We start from the raw sequence: 16,566 nt of genomic DNA on the forward strand, positions 1-16,566 counted from the left end.
ACCGTAGCAACGACGGCCAGGACCACACGGTTTTGCCGTACGCACGGCCCGCCATTTCGCCGCAGTTTTCCCAGCCCCGTCGACGGAGCCGGAAACTTACAGGCGAGACGAACCTGACAGCGCCGTTCGTCCGCACGCAGTTTCGGGCTCACGGAGAGCAATCCGCCCTGCCCTTGACTTCTCGTGCACGACGCTGCCGCGTCCACCGCAAGCCCAGCTCGCGAACATGACGATCACACGATCGCCCCTCAAGAATGAGCCGGGATGGGTTACAAATACGATAAATCAGAATTTCGGTAAAGCGGAATATCTTTATGCGATGGGATTGACAGAGGGCGACACAGGGCGAGACCTGTAGCCCGGATGGAGCGCAGCGTAATCCGGGACAGCGCGAGATGCCGGGCGAGCAGCCCCGGATTGCGCTTCGCTCCATCCGGGCTACGGGCGAACCGACGCATAAAAAAAAGGGCGGCGCAAGGCACCGCCCTTTTCGCACAAGCCAATCCGGCCAGCGTCGAAAACGACCGTTCAATATGGCCCGTAACGGTAGCCAGGATCGTAGTAATAGGGACTGCCGCCGTAATAGCCGGGACCGCCGTAGTAACCCGGGCCGCCGTAGTAAGGACGCGGACCGTAATAATAGCGGTTCTCGTAGTAGTCGCGGCGCCGCTGCTCGGCGATCACGCCGCCGATGATACCCGCCGCGGCGCCCATGAAGGCGAGCTCGGCCCGCGTCGATAGTAGTGGCGACGTCGGGCCGCGCTGAAATCGGTGACGTCGGCGGAAGCCTGACCTGCCGCGGCAGCCTTTGCGGACACCGCCGGGGCCGAACCCGGGGATGCCGCGGCGGAGGGCGACACCGAGGCTGCGAGCAGCGCCACGCTTGCGAATGCGGCCAGGACCGTGCTGCGGCCGGCCGCGGAAATCATCGGTGCATCACTCATCTCGATCTTCCTCTGTTTTCGCCCAAACACATACGTAAGCAAACAGTCTGTAACGCGCAAACCATTGAGATGGTTTCTTGATCGCGGCGATCTGCCACGCTTTGAACGATTGTAAACCGAACGATCAGATCCAGCTTGAACCAACCAACCTGAGCGGATAATGAACAGCCGCGCCGTTTTTCGGTCGCCGTAAGCGTTTCACGTGAACCAACGCATCAACCGACGCCGTCGGGATCGATGCCATTTTCCAGGGTTCAACGTGATCGACGCGTCCTTTTCCTCGAAAGAAATCAGATGATTGCGGTTCGCAAACTGCCGGCGCGCTATGCGCCGATCGTGATGCCATTCGTGCTGTCCGTCCTCATGACGGCCGTGGTGTCGGTCATTTCGACGCTGCGAAGCCTCGGCGCAACGCCGGCGTTCCTGGCCACTTGGCCCGGTGCCTGGGGGCTGTCATGGCTCGTCGCCTTCCCGACGCTGCTCGTGGTCCTGCCACTGGTCCGGCGGATCGTGGCCTGCCTCGTTGCAGCCCCACCGGGGCGGTAGCCGCGCTTACGACAACGCCCCAAGCACGCCCCTCGTCGCCTTGTCGATCTCCTCGACATAGCGGCGGCGGGCGAAGTTCTCGGTGAGGAAGCCGACCACCTTGCGGCTGTCGGTGGAATCGACCACCGCCAGCATCTCCGCTTCGGCCTCGTCGAACACCGCCATCGCCGACTTCACGTTCATTTCCGGGATCAGCACGATGTCGATCAGGCGGGCGAGCTCGATCACCTGGATGTCGTCGGCGATGGTGTCGAGATCGCTGGAGAACAGGTCGGGCAGCAGGACGAGGCCGACATATTCGTCCGCATTGTTGACGATGACGACTCCCGGCCGCGAGCCCAGCGCGAATTCGCGGCGCGCGGCGGCGATCGTCGTGGTCGACGGCACCTTGCCGACGTCGGAGCGCATCAGGCGCTCGACGGTGAGATTGCGCAGCCAGCCGACGTCGTTGGCGCTGCGGATGGTCTCGCCACGCAGATGCAGGCGCCAGGTCGAGAAGGAGTGACCGAACATGAAGCGGACGCAGATCGAGGTGACGATGCAGCCGGCCAACACCACGGCCGTGACGTCGACATTGCGGGTCATCTCGAGCACGAGGAACGACATCGTCAGGGGGCCGCCGACGATGGCGACGCCGAGCGTCGCCATGCCCGTCAACATCGCCACCAGCGGATCGATCACGAAGTTCGGACTGATCAGTTCCAAGAGCTCGGCGAAGAACTTCCCGATCAGGCTGCCGACGAACAGCGAGGCGAAGAACAGGCCGCCGCGGAAACCCGAGGCGAGCGAGATCAGGCAGGCCGTCACTTTCAGGGCGATGACCAACGCGATCAGCCCGATCGTCATGTCGTGGAAGAGATCGAGCACCATGGCGCCATGGCCGGCCGCCAGCACCTGCGGCGTGATGATGGCAAATCCGCCGACGATGAGACCGCCGAATACCGGGCGGAGCCAGACCGGCAACCAGGCGAACAGGCGCTCGAACATCGGCGAGGAGCGCATCACGGCGATGCCGACGCCGCTGGTGACGAGGGCGAGCCCGATCAGCGCCAGATATTGCTCGACGCCGACGGCGCTGACCTTGGGTATCTCCAGAGAGTATGGCGCGCCGCCGAGCCATTGCGCCGTCAGGGCGCCCGCGAGCGAGGCCGCCAGGATCGGCGCGGCGCTGCCGACGGCATAGACACCGACGATCAGCTCGCAGGCATAGAAGGCGCCGGTGATCGGCGCGCCGAACGCCGCCGCGATCGCGGCGGCCGCACCGCAGCCGACCATCAGGCGCAGATCGTTGCGGCGAAGATTGAAGAACTTGCCGAGCAGCGAGGCGATGCCCGAGCCGATCTGGGTATAGCCGGCCTCGAGGCCGACCGAGGCGCCGCAGCCGTTGGAAATCAGGGTCTGGCTCGACACCACGACGCTGTCCCGCATCGAGAGATTGCCGCCGCGCAGCGCGTTCGCCTCGATCGGGTCGACCGCGTTGGAGATCTTCATGCGCCGCCGCGACCATTCCATGATGCCGAGCGAGAGCCCACCGAGTGCAGGCGCGATCAGTGCCGCCCACGGACTGACGCTCGCATGAGCCGATAGGTGGACATCGATGGGAATTCCGTAGATCACCACATGCGCGATCTGGGCGATCTGGGCCATCAGCGTCACGACCGCGCCCGAAAGGGTGCCGATCACGAGCGCGAGCGGAATCAAATAGAACTCGTTGCTGCGCAGCAGGGCGCGCAGCCGAACCATGATACGGTTCGTCCCCTTGCGCTCGACGAGATGCCTGATCCGCACGAACACCTTCTATCCGCCTCACCCTTCCGACAGGCCGTAGCCGGCCATGCGCTGGCGGACCCGCTCGATCTCCTCGCTGGAGAGCAGCGGCGGTTGTCCGATCTGGAGGCAGCCGTGATATTGCCGCGCCAGCGTCTCGACCTCGACGGCGAGCCACATCGCCTTGTCCAGCGTCTTGCCGATCGCGATCATGCCGTGATGGTCGAGCAGACAGGCAAGCCGGCCCTCAAGCGCCCGCACCGCGTGCTCGGACAATTCCGCCGTTCCGAAGGTGGCGTAGGGCGCGCAGCGGATGCTGTCGCCACCGGCGGCCGCGATCATGTAGTGCACCGGCGGGATCTCCATGCCCATGATCGCCAGGATGGTGCAATAGGTCGGATGGGCATGCACGACCGCGTTGACGTCGGGGCGCGATTTCAAGATGTCGCGATGAAAGCGCCACTCGCTCGACGGCTTCTGGTCGGGCGCGTGTGCGCCGTCCATGGCCATGAAGACGATCTGGTCCGCCGTCATGGTCTCATAGGGCACGCTGGTCGGCGTGACCAGGAGCCCGTCCACATGCCGGACGCTGATATTGCCTGACGTGCCCTGGTTGATGCCGAGCGCGTTCATGCGGCGGCAGGCATCGATGATGGCTTGCCTCTTGTCGAGTTCGTCCGCAGTCATCGACATCCCGATTTCCTGACGATGGGCTTGTTAGACCCGAAGTACGTCAAAGCGATGCGGCAGCGCAAGCGAAAGCGACCGGATCGCGCCCTCGGACGCTGGAACGATGGCTGCCGGGCAGACTTAGCCCAGCAAAGCCGCTTTGGAAATCACTGGAGGCGACAATGAGCGACAGTGGAATCGGAATGCTCCTCGGCCACCTCTCGGCCAACCTGCTTTGGCTCTGGTTCATCGGCGCGTTCGTGCTCGGCGGGGTCCTCGTTTACGGGGTGATGAAGGCCGGCCACCTGCGCCGCAGCGAGCGGGCACGCCTCGACCGCGCGACGGAAGAGCGACAGCGCCAGGAAGACCCCTACAAGCGTCCGACCTGAGCGAGCCGCGAACGCCGGTTGCAGTTTGGAACTTTCGTTCTGCAACGGCTTTGATCGCCCGAGGATTGAGGAAGGCGAGGCCTTCCCGTGTCGCCTCATGAGGAGGACGTATGGCCAAACGAGCGAAGAAACGCACAACCAAGAAGACCGCGGCGCGCCGGCCGCGTCAGGCGCCGAAGATGCTCAGCGACCTGTTCCTGGACACGCTGAAGGACATCTATTTCGCCGAGAACAAGATCATCAAGACCTTGCCCAAAATGGCGAAGGCAGCGCAATCGAAGGAGCTGGCAGCCGCCTTCAACAAGCATCTGCGCGAGACCCAGGGCCAGGTCAAGCGGCTGGACCAGATCTTCAAGATGCTGGGCAAGCCTGCACGCGGCAGGCCCTGCGAGGGCATCAACGGCATTGCCGACGAGGGCGCCGAGATCATGAAGGCGTTCAAGGGAGCGCCGGCGCTCGATGCCGGACTGCTCGCGGCCGCCCAGGCGGTCGAGCATTACGAGATCTCCCGCTACGGCACGCTACGCACCTGGGCCGAGGAGCTCGGCATGCAGGACGCAGCAAGACTGCTCCAGGAGACGCTGGACGAGGAAGAGACGACCGATCGCACCCTGACCGAGCTCGCCACCTCCGTGATCAATCTCAGAGCGGAAGAAGAGTACCGCGCTGCGGCCTGACCCGCGACGCAGGCAATGACGGAACGTCGCGGTCCATGCCGCGGCGTTCGCTTGTCTTGATCGCACGACGGCGCATGGCACATCGGCGCCACCGCACTGGATTTCCGCACTGGATTTCCCTGGAACCGGCCCCATATGCAGGCTTTCCCACCCCCGAGCCCGCATCATGCAACCCAAAAATCCCCTCGACTGGATGCTGTCCGAAGCCCTGGACTCGCTGACCCGCGCCGATCGGCTGCGCCAGCAGTTCGGTCGCCAGGAAGCCTGCTGGGAGCCGCCGATCGACGTGCTCGAGACCGAGCGTGAGCTCCTGATCCTGGTGGCGCTTCCCGGCGTCAATCCGGACAATGTCGAGACCGTCATCCATGACGGCGCCCTCGTCATCTCCGGTCAGCGCACCCTCCCGCCGGAGCTTCGCAACGCCCGCATCCATCGGCTCGAGCTGCCGCAGGGCCGCTTCGAGCGGCGCATCGCTCTGCCCCTTGGCCGCTACGCCATCAGCCGCTTCGTGATGAACGGCTGCGTCGCACTGCGCCTCGCCAAATCCTGAGGTCGATCATGGCCACCGAACAGATGAACAACGAACAGACCAATAACGACGTGAAGATTCCCGACGACGCGCTGATCATCGTCCCCGTGCGCGAGATGGTACTGTTTCCCGGCGCCATCGCGCCGATCACGATCGGCCGGGCGAAGTCCATCGCCGCCGCGCAGCAGGCGCTGCGCGAACAGCGGCCGATCGGCATCGTCCTGCAACGCAGCCCCGAGACCAATGACCCCGGGCCGGACGACCTCTATCGGGTCGCAACCATCGCCAACATCGTGCGCTACATCACCGCGCCCGACGGCACCCACCATATCGTCTGCCAGGGCGTGCAGCGCGCACGCATCCTCGACTTCCTGCCGGGGACGCCGTTCCCGGCCGCGCGCTTCCAGCAGATCCCCGAGCCGACCACGACCTCGCCCGAGATCGAGGCGCGCGCGCTGAACCTGCAGCGTCAGGCCATCGAGGCGATCGAGCTGCTGCCGCAGGCGCCGCCCGAGCTGGCGGCGATGTTCCAGGGCACCACCGCGCCCGGCGCGCTGGCGGACCTCGCGACCTCGTTCATGGACATCAAGCCGCAGGACAAGCAGGAGGTGCTGGAGACCATCGACCTCGCCCTTCGCGTCGAGAAGGTGTCGAAGCACCTGGCCGAGCGGCTGGAGGTGCTGCGCATCTCCAACGAAATCGGCCAGCAGACCCGCGCCAGCTTCGACGAGCGGCAGCGCGAGGCGATCCTGCGCGAGCAGATGGCGACCATCCAGCGCCAGCTCGGCGAAGGCGACGGCAAGGCGGCCGAGGTCGCCGAGCTGACGGCTGCCATCGCCAAGGCCAACATGCCGCCCGAGGCGGACGCGCACGCCAAGAAGGAGCTGCGCCGTTACGAGCGCATGCCGGAGGCCGCCGGCGAAGCCGGCATGGTCCGCACCTATCTCGACTGGCTGATCGAGCTGCCCTGGGCGCTGCCCGAGGAGAAGCCGATCGACATCAAGGAGGCGCGAGCGATCCTGGATGCCGACCATTTTGGCCTGGAGAAGATCAAGAGCCGGATCATCGAATATCTGGCGGTGCGCAAGCTGGCTCCGCAGGGCAAGGCCCCGATCCTGTGCTTCGTCGGTCCGCCCGGCGTCGGCAAGACTTCGCTCGGCCAGTCGATCGCGCGCGCGATGGACCGCCCCTTCGTGCGCGTCAGCCTGGGCGGCGTGCATGACGAGGCCGAGATCCGCGGCCACCGCCGCACCTATATCGGCGCGCTGCCCGGCAACATCATCCAGGGCATCAAGAAGGCTGGTAGCCGGAACTGCGTCATGATGCTGGACGAGATCGACAAGATGGGCCGCGGCGTGCAGGGCGATCCTTCCGCCGCCATGCTGGAGGTGCTCGACCCCGAGCAGAACGGGACGTTCCGGGACAATTACCTGGGCGTGCCCTTCGACCTGTCGCGCGTGGTGTTCATCGCGACCGCCAACATGCTGGACCAGATCCCCGGTCCGCTGCTCGACCGCATGGAGCTGATCAGCCTCGCCGGCTACACCGAGGACGAGAAGCTGGAGATCGCGCGGCGCTATCTGGTGCGGCGGCAGCTGCAGGCCAATGGCCTCTCGGCCGAGCAGGCCGAGATCGAGCCGGAGGCGCTGAAGCTGATCGTCAAGGGCTACACCCGCGAGGCCGGCGTGCGTAACCTCGAGCGCGAGATCGGCAAGGTGTTCCGGCATGCCGCGGTGCAGGTCGCCGAAGGCACGGCCACGAAGGTCGTGGTGACGCCGAAGGACATCGCCACAGTGCTCGGCCAGCCGCGCTTCGAAGGCGAGATCGCGCAGCGCACCAGCGTTCCCGGCGTGGCCACCGGCCTTGCCTGGACGCCGGTCGGCGGCGACATCCTGTTCATCGAAGCCTCGCGGGTGCCCGGCAAGGGCGGGCTGATCCTGACCGGCCAGCTCGGCGACGTCATGCGCGAGAGCGTGCAGGCTGCGCTGACGCTGGTGAAGAGCCGAGCCTCCCAGCTCGGCATCGATCCCCAACTGTTCGAGAGGAGCGACATCCACGTTCACGTCCCCGCGGGCGCAACCCCGAAGGACGGACCGAGCGCGGGCGTTGCGATGTTCACGGCGCTGACCTCCCTGCTCACCAATCGCACGGTGCGCAGCGACACCGCGATGACCGGCGAAATCTCGCTGCGCGGCCTGGTGCTCCCCGTAGGCGGCATCAAGGAGAAGGTGGTGGCTGCGGCTGCTGCGGGCTTGAAGCGGGTGATGCTGCCGGCGCGCAACAAGCGGGACTATGACGACATCCCGAAGAGCGCGCGGGACGACCTCGAATTCATCTGGCTGGAGCGCGTCGACGAGGCGATCGCCGCGGCGCTTGAGCCAACTGAGACCAAGGTCGAAGCGGCGGAGTAGATGCGATGAAGAAACTGCTGGACGAAGCGAAGAGATCGCGGAAGACGCAGCGGCTGCGGCAGTTGCTCGATCGCGCGATCGACCGGGTTCGCGATGCGCTCGCGGCGCCCGGGCCGCGGCTGCAGCCGGTCCCGGTCCGGGTGAAGCGCCGCAAGGGTTGAGCCCCTCCGTCTCGAGCCCTCGCGGCTGCCCCAAACAAAAGGCCCCCTCCTGCGAGGGGGCCTTTGCGTTATTAGGACACGGCGTCCTTGGCGGCCTTGACCGGGCGGGCGCGGACGATCTTCCGGGCCGGCTTGGCCTTGAACATCATCTCTTCGCCCGTGAACGGGTTGGTGCCCTTGCGCGCCTTGGTCGCGGGCTTCTTGATGACCACGAACTTGGCGAAGCCCGGCACCAGGAACAGGCCGTTCTTCTTGAGCTCCTTGTGGCCGACGTCGGTCAGCGTCTCCATGACGTTCTTGACGTCACGCTTGGAAAGCTCGGTGGCGGTCGCAATCTTTTCGATCAACTGCGATTTGGACATCTGGGTTGGCATCGTGTCTCCTCTGATTCGTTGCCGGTTGCATATTAGACCAACCGTTGAAGGCCTATAGCCTTCTGCACAGTTTTGTCGCGATTTTACGGGCTTTTCTGGCCCCCTGTGGCAAAAAACCCTGCTTTTTAGCGACTTCCGGAGCGGGAGAAGCCTCGGGCAGCCGTTTTTGCCTTGTTTCAAAGGCCCGCACGCCATCTTGCTAAAGCTGATTCGCAGCTTTCGACAAGCGACGACCGGCCCCGTTGCCGAAGGCCGGTCGCGATTCCATCCGCCGTTGAGGTCGACACGTGCCTGTCGCGGTGTTGCACGAACCGCGAGATTCAGTGAATTCCGACGCCGATCAACCTGTCGACCAGCGCCTGATCCTGCATCAGGGTTCGCGGGTTTCCAGACCAGCTGATCCGCCCGCGCTCCAGCACGATGACCTTGCTGGCGAATTCCAAAGCCCGCTCGACCTGCTGCTCGACCAGGACGATCGTCATTTCGCCTTTCGCCACCAGCCTGGCGAGCAGCTCCATCAACTCATCGCAGATGACCGGCGCCAGTCCCTCGAGCGGCTCATCGAGCAGCAGGATCGACGGCTTGCCGAGCAACGTACGCGCCATCGACAGCATCTGCTGCTCGCCACCGGACAATTGCCGACCGAAATTGCCGCGACGCTCACGCAGGCGCGGGAAGATCTCGTAGGCCTCCTCCAGCATCGACTGGGGCTGGCCCTTGAGCCCGGCGCGAAGGTTCTCCTCGACGGTGAGCGAAGCGAAGATGTCGCGGGTCTGCGGCACGTAGCCGAGGCCCCTCCCCGCGCGCGCCGAGGTTCGGCAGCCCGCAATGTCCTCTCCGTTCAGGCGAATCTCGCCCGCATGTCGCGTTGTCAGTCCCATCAAGGTCGCGAGCAGCGTCGTCTTGCCCATGCCGTTGCGGCCGAGCACCGCCAGGCGCTCACCCGCACCTATCTCGAACGAGACCTGTTCGATGATGCGGGTCGGACCGTAACCGGCGCTGAGGTTGCGGATATCAAGCGGTGCGGCGCGCATCGGCATAGCTCCCGAGATAGGCACGGCGTACCTCGTGATCGGCGGTCACCTGCGCAGCGGATCCTTCGAAGATCAATCTGCCGGCCGCCAGCACCATCACGCGCCGGGCGAATTTGAAGACGAGGTCCATGTCGTGCTCGATCATCAGCACGGCGATGTCGGGAGGCAGGCGGTTGATGGCCTCCAGGATGCGGGGCGTCTCGTCATGGGGAACGCCTGCGGCGGGCTCGTCGAGCAGCAGCACCTTGGGCCGCAGGGCAAGTCCGATTGCAAGCTCCATCAGCCGCTGCTGGCCATAGGCGAGCTCGACGATCTTGCGAGAGGCGAGGCCGAGAAGGCCGAGGTGACCGAGGATCTCGCTCCACTCCGCCTTGACCTCGGGCAGGTCGGTCGCGCGAGACAACAGCCGGCGGGTCAGGCCACGGCGTTGCATGATGGCCAGGGCAACGTTGTCGGCGACCGTCAGATTGGCGAACAGCCGCGTGGTCTGGAAGCTGCGCACCAGCCCCCGGCGCACACGCTGGGGGATGCTGCACGCCGTGATGTCCTCACCGGACATGAAGAAGCGGCCTTCACTGGGGGCGATGTCGCCGGTGATCAGATTCACCAGCGTGGTCTTGCCGGCGCCATTCGGCCCGATGAGTGCCACGCGGTCCCCCGCCGCGAGCTTGAAACTGACGTCCCGGGTGACTTGCAACCCGCCGAACGAGAACGAGATATGGCGCGCTTCGAGCAGGTCGCTCATGTCTTCTTTTCCCTGCTGAACAGCCTGGCGCACAAGGCGGTCAAGGGGCCGATCAGGCCACGCGGCGCGAATACGACGATGAGGATCAGCAGCAGGCCCACCAGCGTCATCCAGTGAAACGGATTGGCCGCAGCAACGATGTGCTCGAACAGCATGAAGATGACGGAACCGATCAGCGCGCCCCAGAGATGCCCGGCGCCTCCGAGAACGAGCATCACCAGCACTTCCGCCGAACGTTCGAAGCTGACGCTGTCGAGGCCGACGACACCGGTACTCATGGCGGTGAGCGCACCGCCGAGCCCGGCAACTGCGCCGGCGATCCCGTACATGATCACGAAGCGCGGGTAGATCGAGGCCCCCATCATCCTGGCCCGCAGACTGTCGTCCTTGATGCCGCGGCACATCAGCCCAAACGGCGAATTGACGACGCGCCGCAGCAACAGAAACGTGATTGCGAGCACGGTGAACGAGAGCAGGAACGCGGTGCGGCTGTACATGTCAAAACCAAAGACGCCGAACACCTTTCCGGGCTCGAGGCCCGACAGACCGTCGCTGCCGCCGGTAAGCCACTGCAGTTTGTTGGCGAGACCCGCGACGAGCTGGCCAATGGCGATGGACAGCACAAGCTGCGGCAACCCGCGAAACCGGGAGATCAAGGCTCCGGAGACGAGCCCGAGGACGGCGCCGGAACAAAGACCGATCGCGAGCAGCGCGAAGGGATCGCTGATGCCGCGAATGCAGGCGGCGCCGACCGCATAGGCGGCGCCGCCGAACAGCGCCGCATGGCCGAGCGTGGCGATGCCGCAATAGCCGGTGACCAGATCGAGCGACAGGACAAGAAAGGCAATCCCGATCAGCCGTGTCAGAAAAGCGAGGTCGTCGGGAAACAGGAAATAGCCGAGTGCGCCGGCCGCAGCGAACGCCAGTGCGATTGCCGCTTCGCCGATCAAAGGGATCCTGCGCCCGGCCGCGTGGTGCGGGAGGACCAGTTCGGTCATGCGTGCGCCTTTCCGAGCAGGCCGTGGGGAAACAGCACGACCGTCACGATCACCGCGAGATAGAAGAAGAATTCGCCGAATTCAGGTGCAAGATACTTGCCGGTGGTATCGGCAAGCCCGAGCAGCATCGAGGCCGACAATGCTCCGAGAATGGAGCCGGCCCCGCCGACCGACACGACGACGAGGAACGTCACCATGTATCGCAACGCGTAGAACGGCTCGATCGGCAGGATCTCTGCGCCGACGACGCCGCCGAATGCACCGAGCCCGATCGCCAGCGCGAAGGTCGCCCCGTAGACGATCTCGGTGCGGATGCCGAGGGCATCTGCCATGCCGCTGTTATCGACCGCGGCCCGTAACCTGATGCCGAACTCGGTCTTCTCCACCAGCCACCACAGGCCGAGCGCGGTCACCACGCCGCAGGCGATCACGAACAGCCGATGTGTCGGGATCATGCGGAATCCGAGATCGGCCGGTCCGTTCAGCGCCGCGGGCAGCGGAATCGACTTGACCGTGGGTCCAAAGACGAAATTGACGATGCCGATGATGAAGAACGTGATGCCGATGGTCATCAGCACCTGGATCAAGGGATCGGCATTGCGATAGATGCGCCGATACAGCAGCAGTTCGAACGGGACCGAGGCGGCGATGGCGCCCAACACGGCGATCAGGATGGCAACTCCGTAATCGACGCCGAGGTTGCGCATTGCATAGGAGGCGAGATAGCCGCCGATCATGGCGAAGGCGCCGTGAGCGAGATTCACGACGCGCATCAGCCCCATCATGATCGAGAGGCCGATGGAGATGATGAACAGCACCATCCCATAGGCCAGTGCGTCCGTCAGGATACTCAATACCAAGCCCATGTCCGTTCCTAACCGAAAGCGCTGCGCTCTTCGACATCGTCGCCCGTCAGGCCTCGGCGCCTCCAGGCGAGCGCGCACGGCGCATCGTTGAGAGATCGACGAAGGATCCGGAACTTGCGGGCGATGCCGGGTTTCGTTAGCTTTCCCGGCGGCGAGGCGCCTGCGGCTTTCGCAGCACGCGCCCGGCGGCCGGTCCGCGCTTCTAGCGCTTGCTCAGGGCCCAATCGGGCTGGTCGGAGAAGACGGCGCCGGTCTCCTTGTTCACCAGCTTGCCATCGACCTTCTCGACCACGCGCAGATAGACGTTCTGACGAATGTGCCGGGTTTCGGGATCGATCGACACCGTCCCGCGCGGGCTCACCCAATTCATGCCCTTGACCGAGTCCACGGCCTTGGCGGGGTCGCGCTGACCATTGGTTGCCTCGATCATCTTGTAGATGACCCGCGCGCCGTCATAGGCGGCGATGCCGGTCATGGCGACCTCGTCCGGCCCGGCGCCCACTTTCGCCATCGCCTCGAGGAACGACTTGTTTTCAGGCGATTGATGCGACACCGCGTAATGGTAGGTCGAGAGCACGCCGAGGCTGCTGTCTCCGATGCTCGGCAGGTCGATTTCGGTCACGATGTCGCCGGTCGACATCAGCTTGACGCCGGCCGCCTTGAGGCCGTTGTCGACATAGGCCTTGAAGAAGCCGATGGTCGGCGGTCCCGACGGCAGGAAACAGAAGATGGTGTCCGCACCGGCGGCCTGGATCTTCTGCATGATCGGACTGAAGTCGGTCGTGTTGAGCGGGATGCGGATCGCCTCGACCACCGCACCACCCTCGGCCTCGAAGGTCTTCTTGAAGGCCGCCTCGGCATCGATGCCGGGCCCGTAGTCGCTGACGGCGATGGCGACTTTCTTGGCTCCGTTCTTGATGGCGGTCTTCGCCGCCGGAACCGTGTTCTGCCACATCGTGAACGAGGTCCGAACGATATAGGGGCTCTTCTCGACGATGGACGACGTGGCCGCGTTCATGACGATCAGCGGCGTCTTCGATTCCTCGAGCAGCGGCGCGACAGCCATTGCATTCGGCGTAAAATAGATCCCGGCGAGATACTGCACCTTGTCCTTGACGATCAGTTCCTGAGCCAGCGCCTTCGACTTTGCGGGGTTCGGGCCCTCCTCGTCCTTGTAGACGAACTCGACGGTGTGGCCGCCGACCTTGTTGCCGTTTTGCGCGACCCAGGTGTCGATGCCCATCTTGAAGTTCTTGCCGAACAGCGCGTAAGGCCCCGAGAAGGTGCCAATCACACCGACCTTGATCACGTCGGCCGATGCCGGCCCCGCCATAGCGGCCATCATGGCGAGTGAAAGTATCGAACGGCTCATTTTCGTCATCTGTCTTTCCTTACGACTGACCAAAGCGTTGCGGCACATTTATCTCCCGGAGGTGGCGGACCCGTAGTGGCGACGGCGCGAAAGGCGCAGCATCGCGCATCAGAACATCTCGAAATATTCCCGCTGCTCCCAATCGGAGACTTCGGCCTGGAAGCGGTCGATCTCGGCATTCTTGATGTGGGTGTAGTAATCGACCATGGTTGCGCCCATCTTGTCGCGGAAGAACGGATCTTCCTTCAACGCGAAAGTCGCCTCGCGCAGCGATTTCGGCAACAGATCGGCATTGGTCTCGTAAGGCGTGTCCGCGCTCGGCCCAGGATCGAGCTTGCGGTCGACTCCATCGAGACCCGACAGGATCTGCGATGACATGTAGAGGTAGGGATTCGCTGCCGGTTCGCCGACACGATTCTCGATGCGTGTTGCCGGATCATTGGGACCACCGAGCACGCGGAGCATCACGCCCCGATTGTCCCGCCCCCAGATCGCGCGATCGGGCGCGAGCGAATAGGAGCGATAGCGCTTGTAGCCGTTGATCGTCGGCGTGGTGAACACAGTTGCGGCGCGCGCATGCGCGAGCAGTCCGGCGAGGTAGCCGCGGCCGAAGGCCGACAGGAGCTGAGTCTCGTCGTTGGACATGAACGCGTTCGTACCCGTCGCGCGCGACACCAGAGACTGATGCAGATGCCAGCCCGACGAGACCACGTTCGGAATCTTGGGCCGGCACATGAACGTGGCATGATAGCCGTGACGATGCGCGATCTGCTTCACGGCGCTGCGGAACAGCACCATGCTGTCGGCGGGGGTCAGGCCCGCGGTGGGCTGGAAGGTGAATTCGCATTGGCTCGGGCCGTATTCGACCTCAACGGAGCGCAACGGCAGGCCCAGCGCCAGCACGTCGCGCCGGATGATTTCGAGCACCGGCTCCATCTGGTCGTAGCGCTGCTCGGTGAGATAGTTGTAGCCGTGCGACAGCAGGCTGACCTCCGGCGGAGTGCCGGGCTGCCCGGCGTCCTCCGGCTTCATGTGTTGGTTCTCGACGCGGAAAATATGAAACTCGACCTCGAGCCCCGCGACGAAATCGTAGCCACGGCCACCGAGATCCCCGAGCACCTTCTTGAACAGATTTCGCGTGGCGAACGGCACCGGGCGTCCATCACCGAAATGGACGTCGCAGAGCAGCCAGCCGGTTTTCGGCGACCACGGCAGCACGCGAAAGGTGGTCGGATCGGGCACCATGAGAACGTCGGCCGCGCCCTGCATTTCCGGAATGCCAAAGCCACCGCCGGCCGTGAACACCGGGAACACCGTCTTGTGCGACGTGTCCTTCGCGAACATCGTCGTGGTGATCGAGCAACCGTTTTCCAGGCTGCGCACGGCTTCGCTCGCGATCAATGTCTTGCCGCGCAAGATCCCGTGCTGATCCGGAAACGACAACCGGATCACCTCGAGCTGTTGCTCTTCCACGACGGCACGCAGCCGCTTCGCCGCTTCCATCTGTTCCGCGGACCACAGTCCGTATCGCTCGACGAAATTCAACTTGATCTCCCGCGGATGCTTATGGGCTAGCCTGCCGCCGGCAGGCGAACGACGTTCGATCCGGGTTCGGCCTGATCTGCGGGGACGGGAGCCATCCATGGCGCACCGCGGCGGCGGGCGACATCGACTTCCATCCAGTAGGTTTCCCAACCCTTGCTGGGCCCGATCCCGTCCATGGTGCCAGGCCCCTGGATGCTGCGCGCGTTGTCGGCGTCAAGGAACAGCATCGGCTTCTGGCCACCGGCGACCTTCTCGATCTCCTGCCGCAGCAATTTGCGATAGGCGATGATGGCCTTGTCCGACTGTCCAAGATGCTCGCGGGTGCGATCCTGGATCTTGCCCATCGACTCCACCGCCCACTGGTCGTGGACGTTGATGTCCGCACCCATGCCGGTATAGGTGGCATGCTTCTGCTCGTGCGGATCGAAGCCGTAATCGTTGCGCTTGTTCTTGCGCGAGACGTAGTCCGGCAGCTCGTAGAGTTCGAGCCGCTGCTCGGTCATCTTCTTCTTGTCGACCGGCGCCGCGTAGCTGGTGAAGATCGCGTACCAGTAACAATTCTCGTCATCGACCGGGACATGCCACTGCGTGATCGTCATCTCGGTGCTCATGGGAATGACGAAGCCGTGCGGAAAGAGCTGGTTCGTGACACGCACATGGGTGCGCTCCTCGTCGAGCTCGCGCAGCGCAATCAGCCGCAGGCCATACTCGGTATTCTCGACATTGATGATCGGACGATCGTATTCGCGCAGGATCTTGGTCATCGGCACCTCGGTGCCGGCCGACGCGCCCCGGAATTGCTTGCCGTAGGACGCCTTCACGTCTTCGTCCTCGAAGAAGCGATGCAGGAACGAGGCATGCGCAGGATCGATCCCGACCTCGAGCGCCTGCAACCAGTTGCACTCGAACAGGCCCTTGAAGGCAAAGGTATACTGGCTCGGCGCCGCGAAGCAATCGATCTCCGGAAAAGCCGGCGGTTCGCCTTTGCCGAGATAGGCCCACAGGATGCCGCCCTTCTCCACCACCGGATAGGCGCGCTGCTTGATGCCCGCGCAAAGTTTGGAGGTCTTGGGTTCGGCCGGGGTTTCCAGGCAGTTGCCCTCCACATCGAACAGCCAGCCGTGAAAGGCACAGCGCAGCCCGCCACCCTCCAGGCGACCAAACGCGAGATCTGCACCGCGGTGGGGACAATCCCGATCGATCAGGCCATAGCGCCCCTGTTCATCGCGGAAGAGGACGAAGTCTTCGCCCAGCAGCCGGACCGGGCGCACCGGACGCTCGCCCTCGAGTTCGACGACCAGGGCGGCCGGCTGCCAGTAATGACGCATCAGCTTGCCGGCGGGCGCATTCGGGCCGACGCGGGTAATCAGGTCATTCTGCTCTTGGCTCATCATCGGGCGAGGTCCTCCTTGAACCGTGGCGCGATCACCTCACTGACCCGATCGGGGCCAAGGAAGCGCTGCCTTTTGTTCGTCTATTGAACATATGTACGAATGTATTTTAATGCTGGTCTAGTTCTAATCAAGCGGATTGTTGTAG

16 protein-coding genes and 1 pseudogene are annotated in these 16,566 nt (G+C 64.2%); 6 read left to right on the forward strand and 11 right to left on the reverse strand.

Annotation, left to right across the window (positions count from 1 at the left end):
- Window positions 1-528: 528 nt before the first annotated feature.
- Window positions 529-944: pseudogene (locus JQ566_RS30200) on the reverse strand (hypothetical protein).
- A gap of 294 nt (window positions 945-1,238) precedes the next feature.
- Between JQ566_RS30200 and JQ566_RS30205 the strand changes: the two are divergent.
- Window positions 1,239-1,490, forward strand: a complete 252-nt coding sequence (locus tag JQ566_RS30205) for a DUF2798 domain-containing protein (RefSeq protein WP_212379175.1) — start codon at window positions 1,239-1,241, stop codon at window positions 1,488-1,490.
- 6 nt (window positions 1,491-1,496) lie between these two features.
- On the opposite strand, the gene JQ566_RS30210 is transcribed toward JQ566_RS30205, so the two are convergent.
- The gene (locus tag JQ566_RS30210) at window positions 1,497-3,284 is read right to left on the reverse strand and encodes a chloride channel protein (RefSeq protein WP_212379177.1); all 1,788 of its coding nucleotides are present in this window, start codon (window positions 3,282-3,284) and stop codon (window positions 1,497-1,499) included.
- Window positions 3,285-3,296: 12 nt separating this feature from the next.
- On the reverse strand, window positions 3,297-3,950 hold the full coding sequence (locus tag JQ566_RS30215) for an L-fuculose-phosphate aldolase (protein ID WP_212379179.1): 654 nt from the start codon (window positions 3,948-3,950) through the stop codon (window positions 3,297-3,299).
- 158 nt (window positions 3,951-4,108) lie between these two features.
- Between JQ566_RS30215 and JQ566_RS30220 the strand changes: the two genes are divergently transcribed.
- The 5 genes from JQ566_RS30220 to JQ566_RS30240 all read left to right on the forward strand — a co-directional run bounded on the left by JQ566_RS30220 (window position 4,109) and on the right by JQ566_RS30240 (window position 8,093).
- Window positions 4,109-4,315: a hypothetical protein gene (locus tag JQ566_RS30220; RefSeq protein ID WP_027574579.1), complete on the forward strand. Its 207-nt coding sequence runs from the start codon at window positions 4,109-4,111 to the stop codon at window positions 4,313-4,315.
- Window positions 4,316-4,425: 110 nt separating this feature from the next.
- Window positions 4,426-4,992 carry a YciE/YciF ferroxidase family protein gene (locus JQ566_RS30225; protein WP_212379181.1) on the forward strand — a complete coding sequence of 189 codons (567 nt, stop codon included), beginning with the start codon at window positions 4,426-4,428 and terminating at the stop codon, window positions 4,990-4,992.
- A gap of 166 nt (window positions 4,993-5,158) precedes the next feature.
- Complete coding sequence (locus tag JQ566_RS30230; protein WP_212379183.1) at window positions 5,159-5,542, forward strand: Hsp20/alpha crystallin family protein; 384 nt, start codon at window positions 5,159-5,161, stop codon at window positions 5,540-5,542.
- Between the two features lie 8 nt (window positions 5,543-5,550).
- Complete coding sequence (lon, locus tag JQ566_RS30235) at window positions 5,551-7,932, forward strand: endopeptidase La (RefSeq protein ID WP_212379185.1); 2,382 nt, start codon at window positions 5,551-5,553, stop codon at window positions 7,930-7,932.
- 5 nt (window positions 7,933-7,937) lie between these two features.
- Entirely contained in the window at window positions 7,938-8,093 is a 156-nt protein-coding gene (locus JQ566_RS30240) for a hypothetical protein (protein WP_212379187.1), read from the forward strand.
- Window positions 8,094-8,164: 71 nt separating this feature from the next.
- On the opposite strand, the gene JQ566_RS30245 is transcribed toward JQ566_RS30240, so the two are convergent.
- The 8 genes from JQ566_RS30245 to JQ566_RS30280 all read right to left on the reverse strand — a co-directional run bounded on the left by JQ566_RS30245 (window position 8,165) and on the right by JQ566_RS30280 (window position 16,421).
- Window positions 8,165-8,467, reverse strand: a complete 303-nt coding sequence (locus JQ566_RS30245; protein WP_027574583.1) for an HU family DNA-binding protein — start codon at window positions 8,465-8,467, stop codon at window positions 8,165-8,167.
- A 320-nt stretch (window positions 8,468-8,787) separates the two neighbouring features.
- A complete protein-coding gene (locus tag JQ566_RS30250) occupies window positions 8,788-9,501 on the reverse strand; it encodes an ABC transporter ATP-binding protein (RefSeq protein WP_212379189.1) in 714 nt (237 codons plus the stop codon).
- Window positions 9,482-10,246: an ABC transporter ATP-binding protein gene (locus JQ566_RS30255; protein WP_212379191.1), complete on the reverse strand. Its 765-nt coding sequence runs from the start codon at window positions 10,244-10,246 to the stop codon at window positions 9,482-9,484. Before JQ566_RS30255 ends, JQ566_RS30250 begins: the two co-directional genes overlap by 20 nt.
- Window positions 10,243-11,244, reverse strand: coding sequence for a branched-chain amino acid ABC transporter permease (locus tag JQ566_RS30260; RefSeq protein WP_212379193.1), 1,002 nt, complete (start codon window positions 11,242-11,244; stop codon window positions 10,243-10,245). Before JQ566_RS30260 ends, JQ566_RS30255 begins: the two co-directional genes overlap by 4 nt.
- Window positions 11,241-12,110 carry a branched-chain amino acid ABC transporter permease gene (locus JQ566_RS30265; protein WP_212379195.1) on the reverse strand — a complete coding sequence of 290 codons (870 nt, stop codon included), beginning with the start codon at window positions 12,108-12,110 and terminating at the stop codon, window positions 11,241-11,243. Before JQ566_RS30265 ends, JQ566_RS30260 begins: the two co-directional genes overlap by 4 nt.
- Window positions 12,111-12,312: 202 nt before the next feature.
- On the reverse strand, window positions 12,313-13,482 hold the full coding sequence (locus JQ566_RS30270) for an ABC transporter substrate-binding protein (protein ID WP_212379321.1): 1,170 nt from the start codon (window positions 13,480-13,482) through the stop codon (window positions 12,313-12,315).
- A 108-nt stretch (window positions 13,483-13,590) separates the two neighbouring features.
- Window positions 13,591-15,027: a glutamine synthetase family protein gene (locus tag JQ566_RS30275; protein WP_212379197.1), complete on the reverse strand. Its 1,437-nt coding sequence runs from the start codon at window positions 15,025-15,027 to the stop codon at window positions 13,591-13,593.
- A gap of 26 nt (window positions 15,028-15,053) precedes the next feature.
- Entirely contained in the window at window positions 15,054-16,421 is a 1,368-nt protein-coding gene (locus JQ566_RS30280) for an aromatic ring-hydroxylating dioxygenase subunit alpha (RefSeq protein ID WP_212379199.1), read from the reverse strand.
- Window positions 16,422-16,566 lie beyond the last annotated feature (145 nt).

Source organism: Bradyrhizobium sp. SZCCT0231, assembly GCF_018130245.1.
GTDB lineage: Bacteria > Pseudomonadota > Alphaproteobacteria > Rhizobiales > Xanthobacteraceae > Bradyrhizobium > Bradyrhizobium japonicum_F.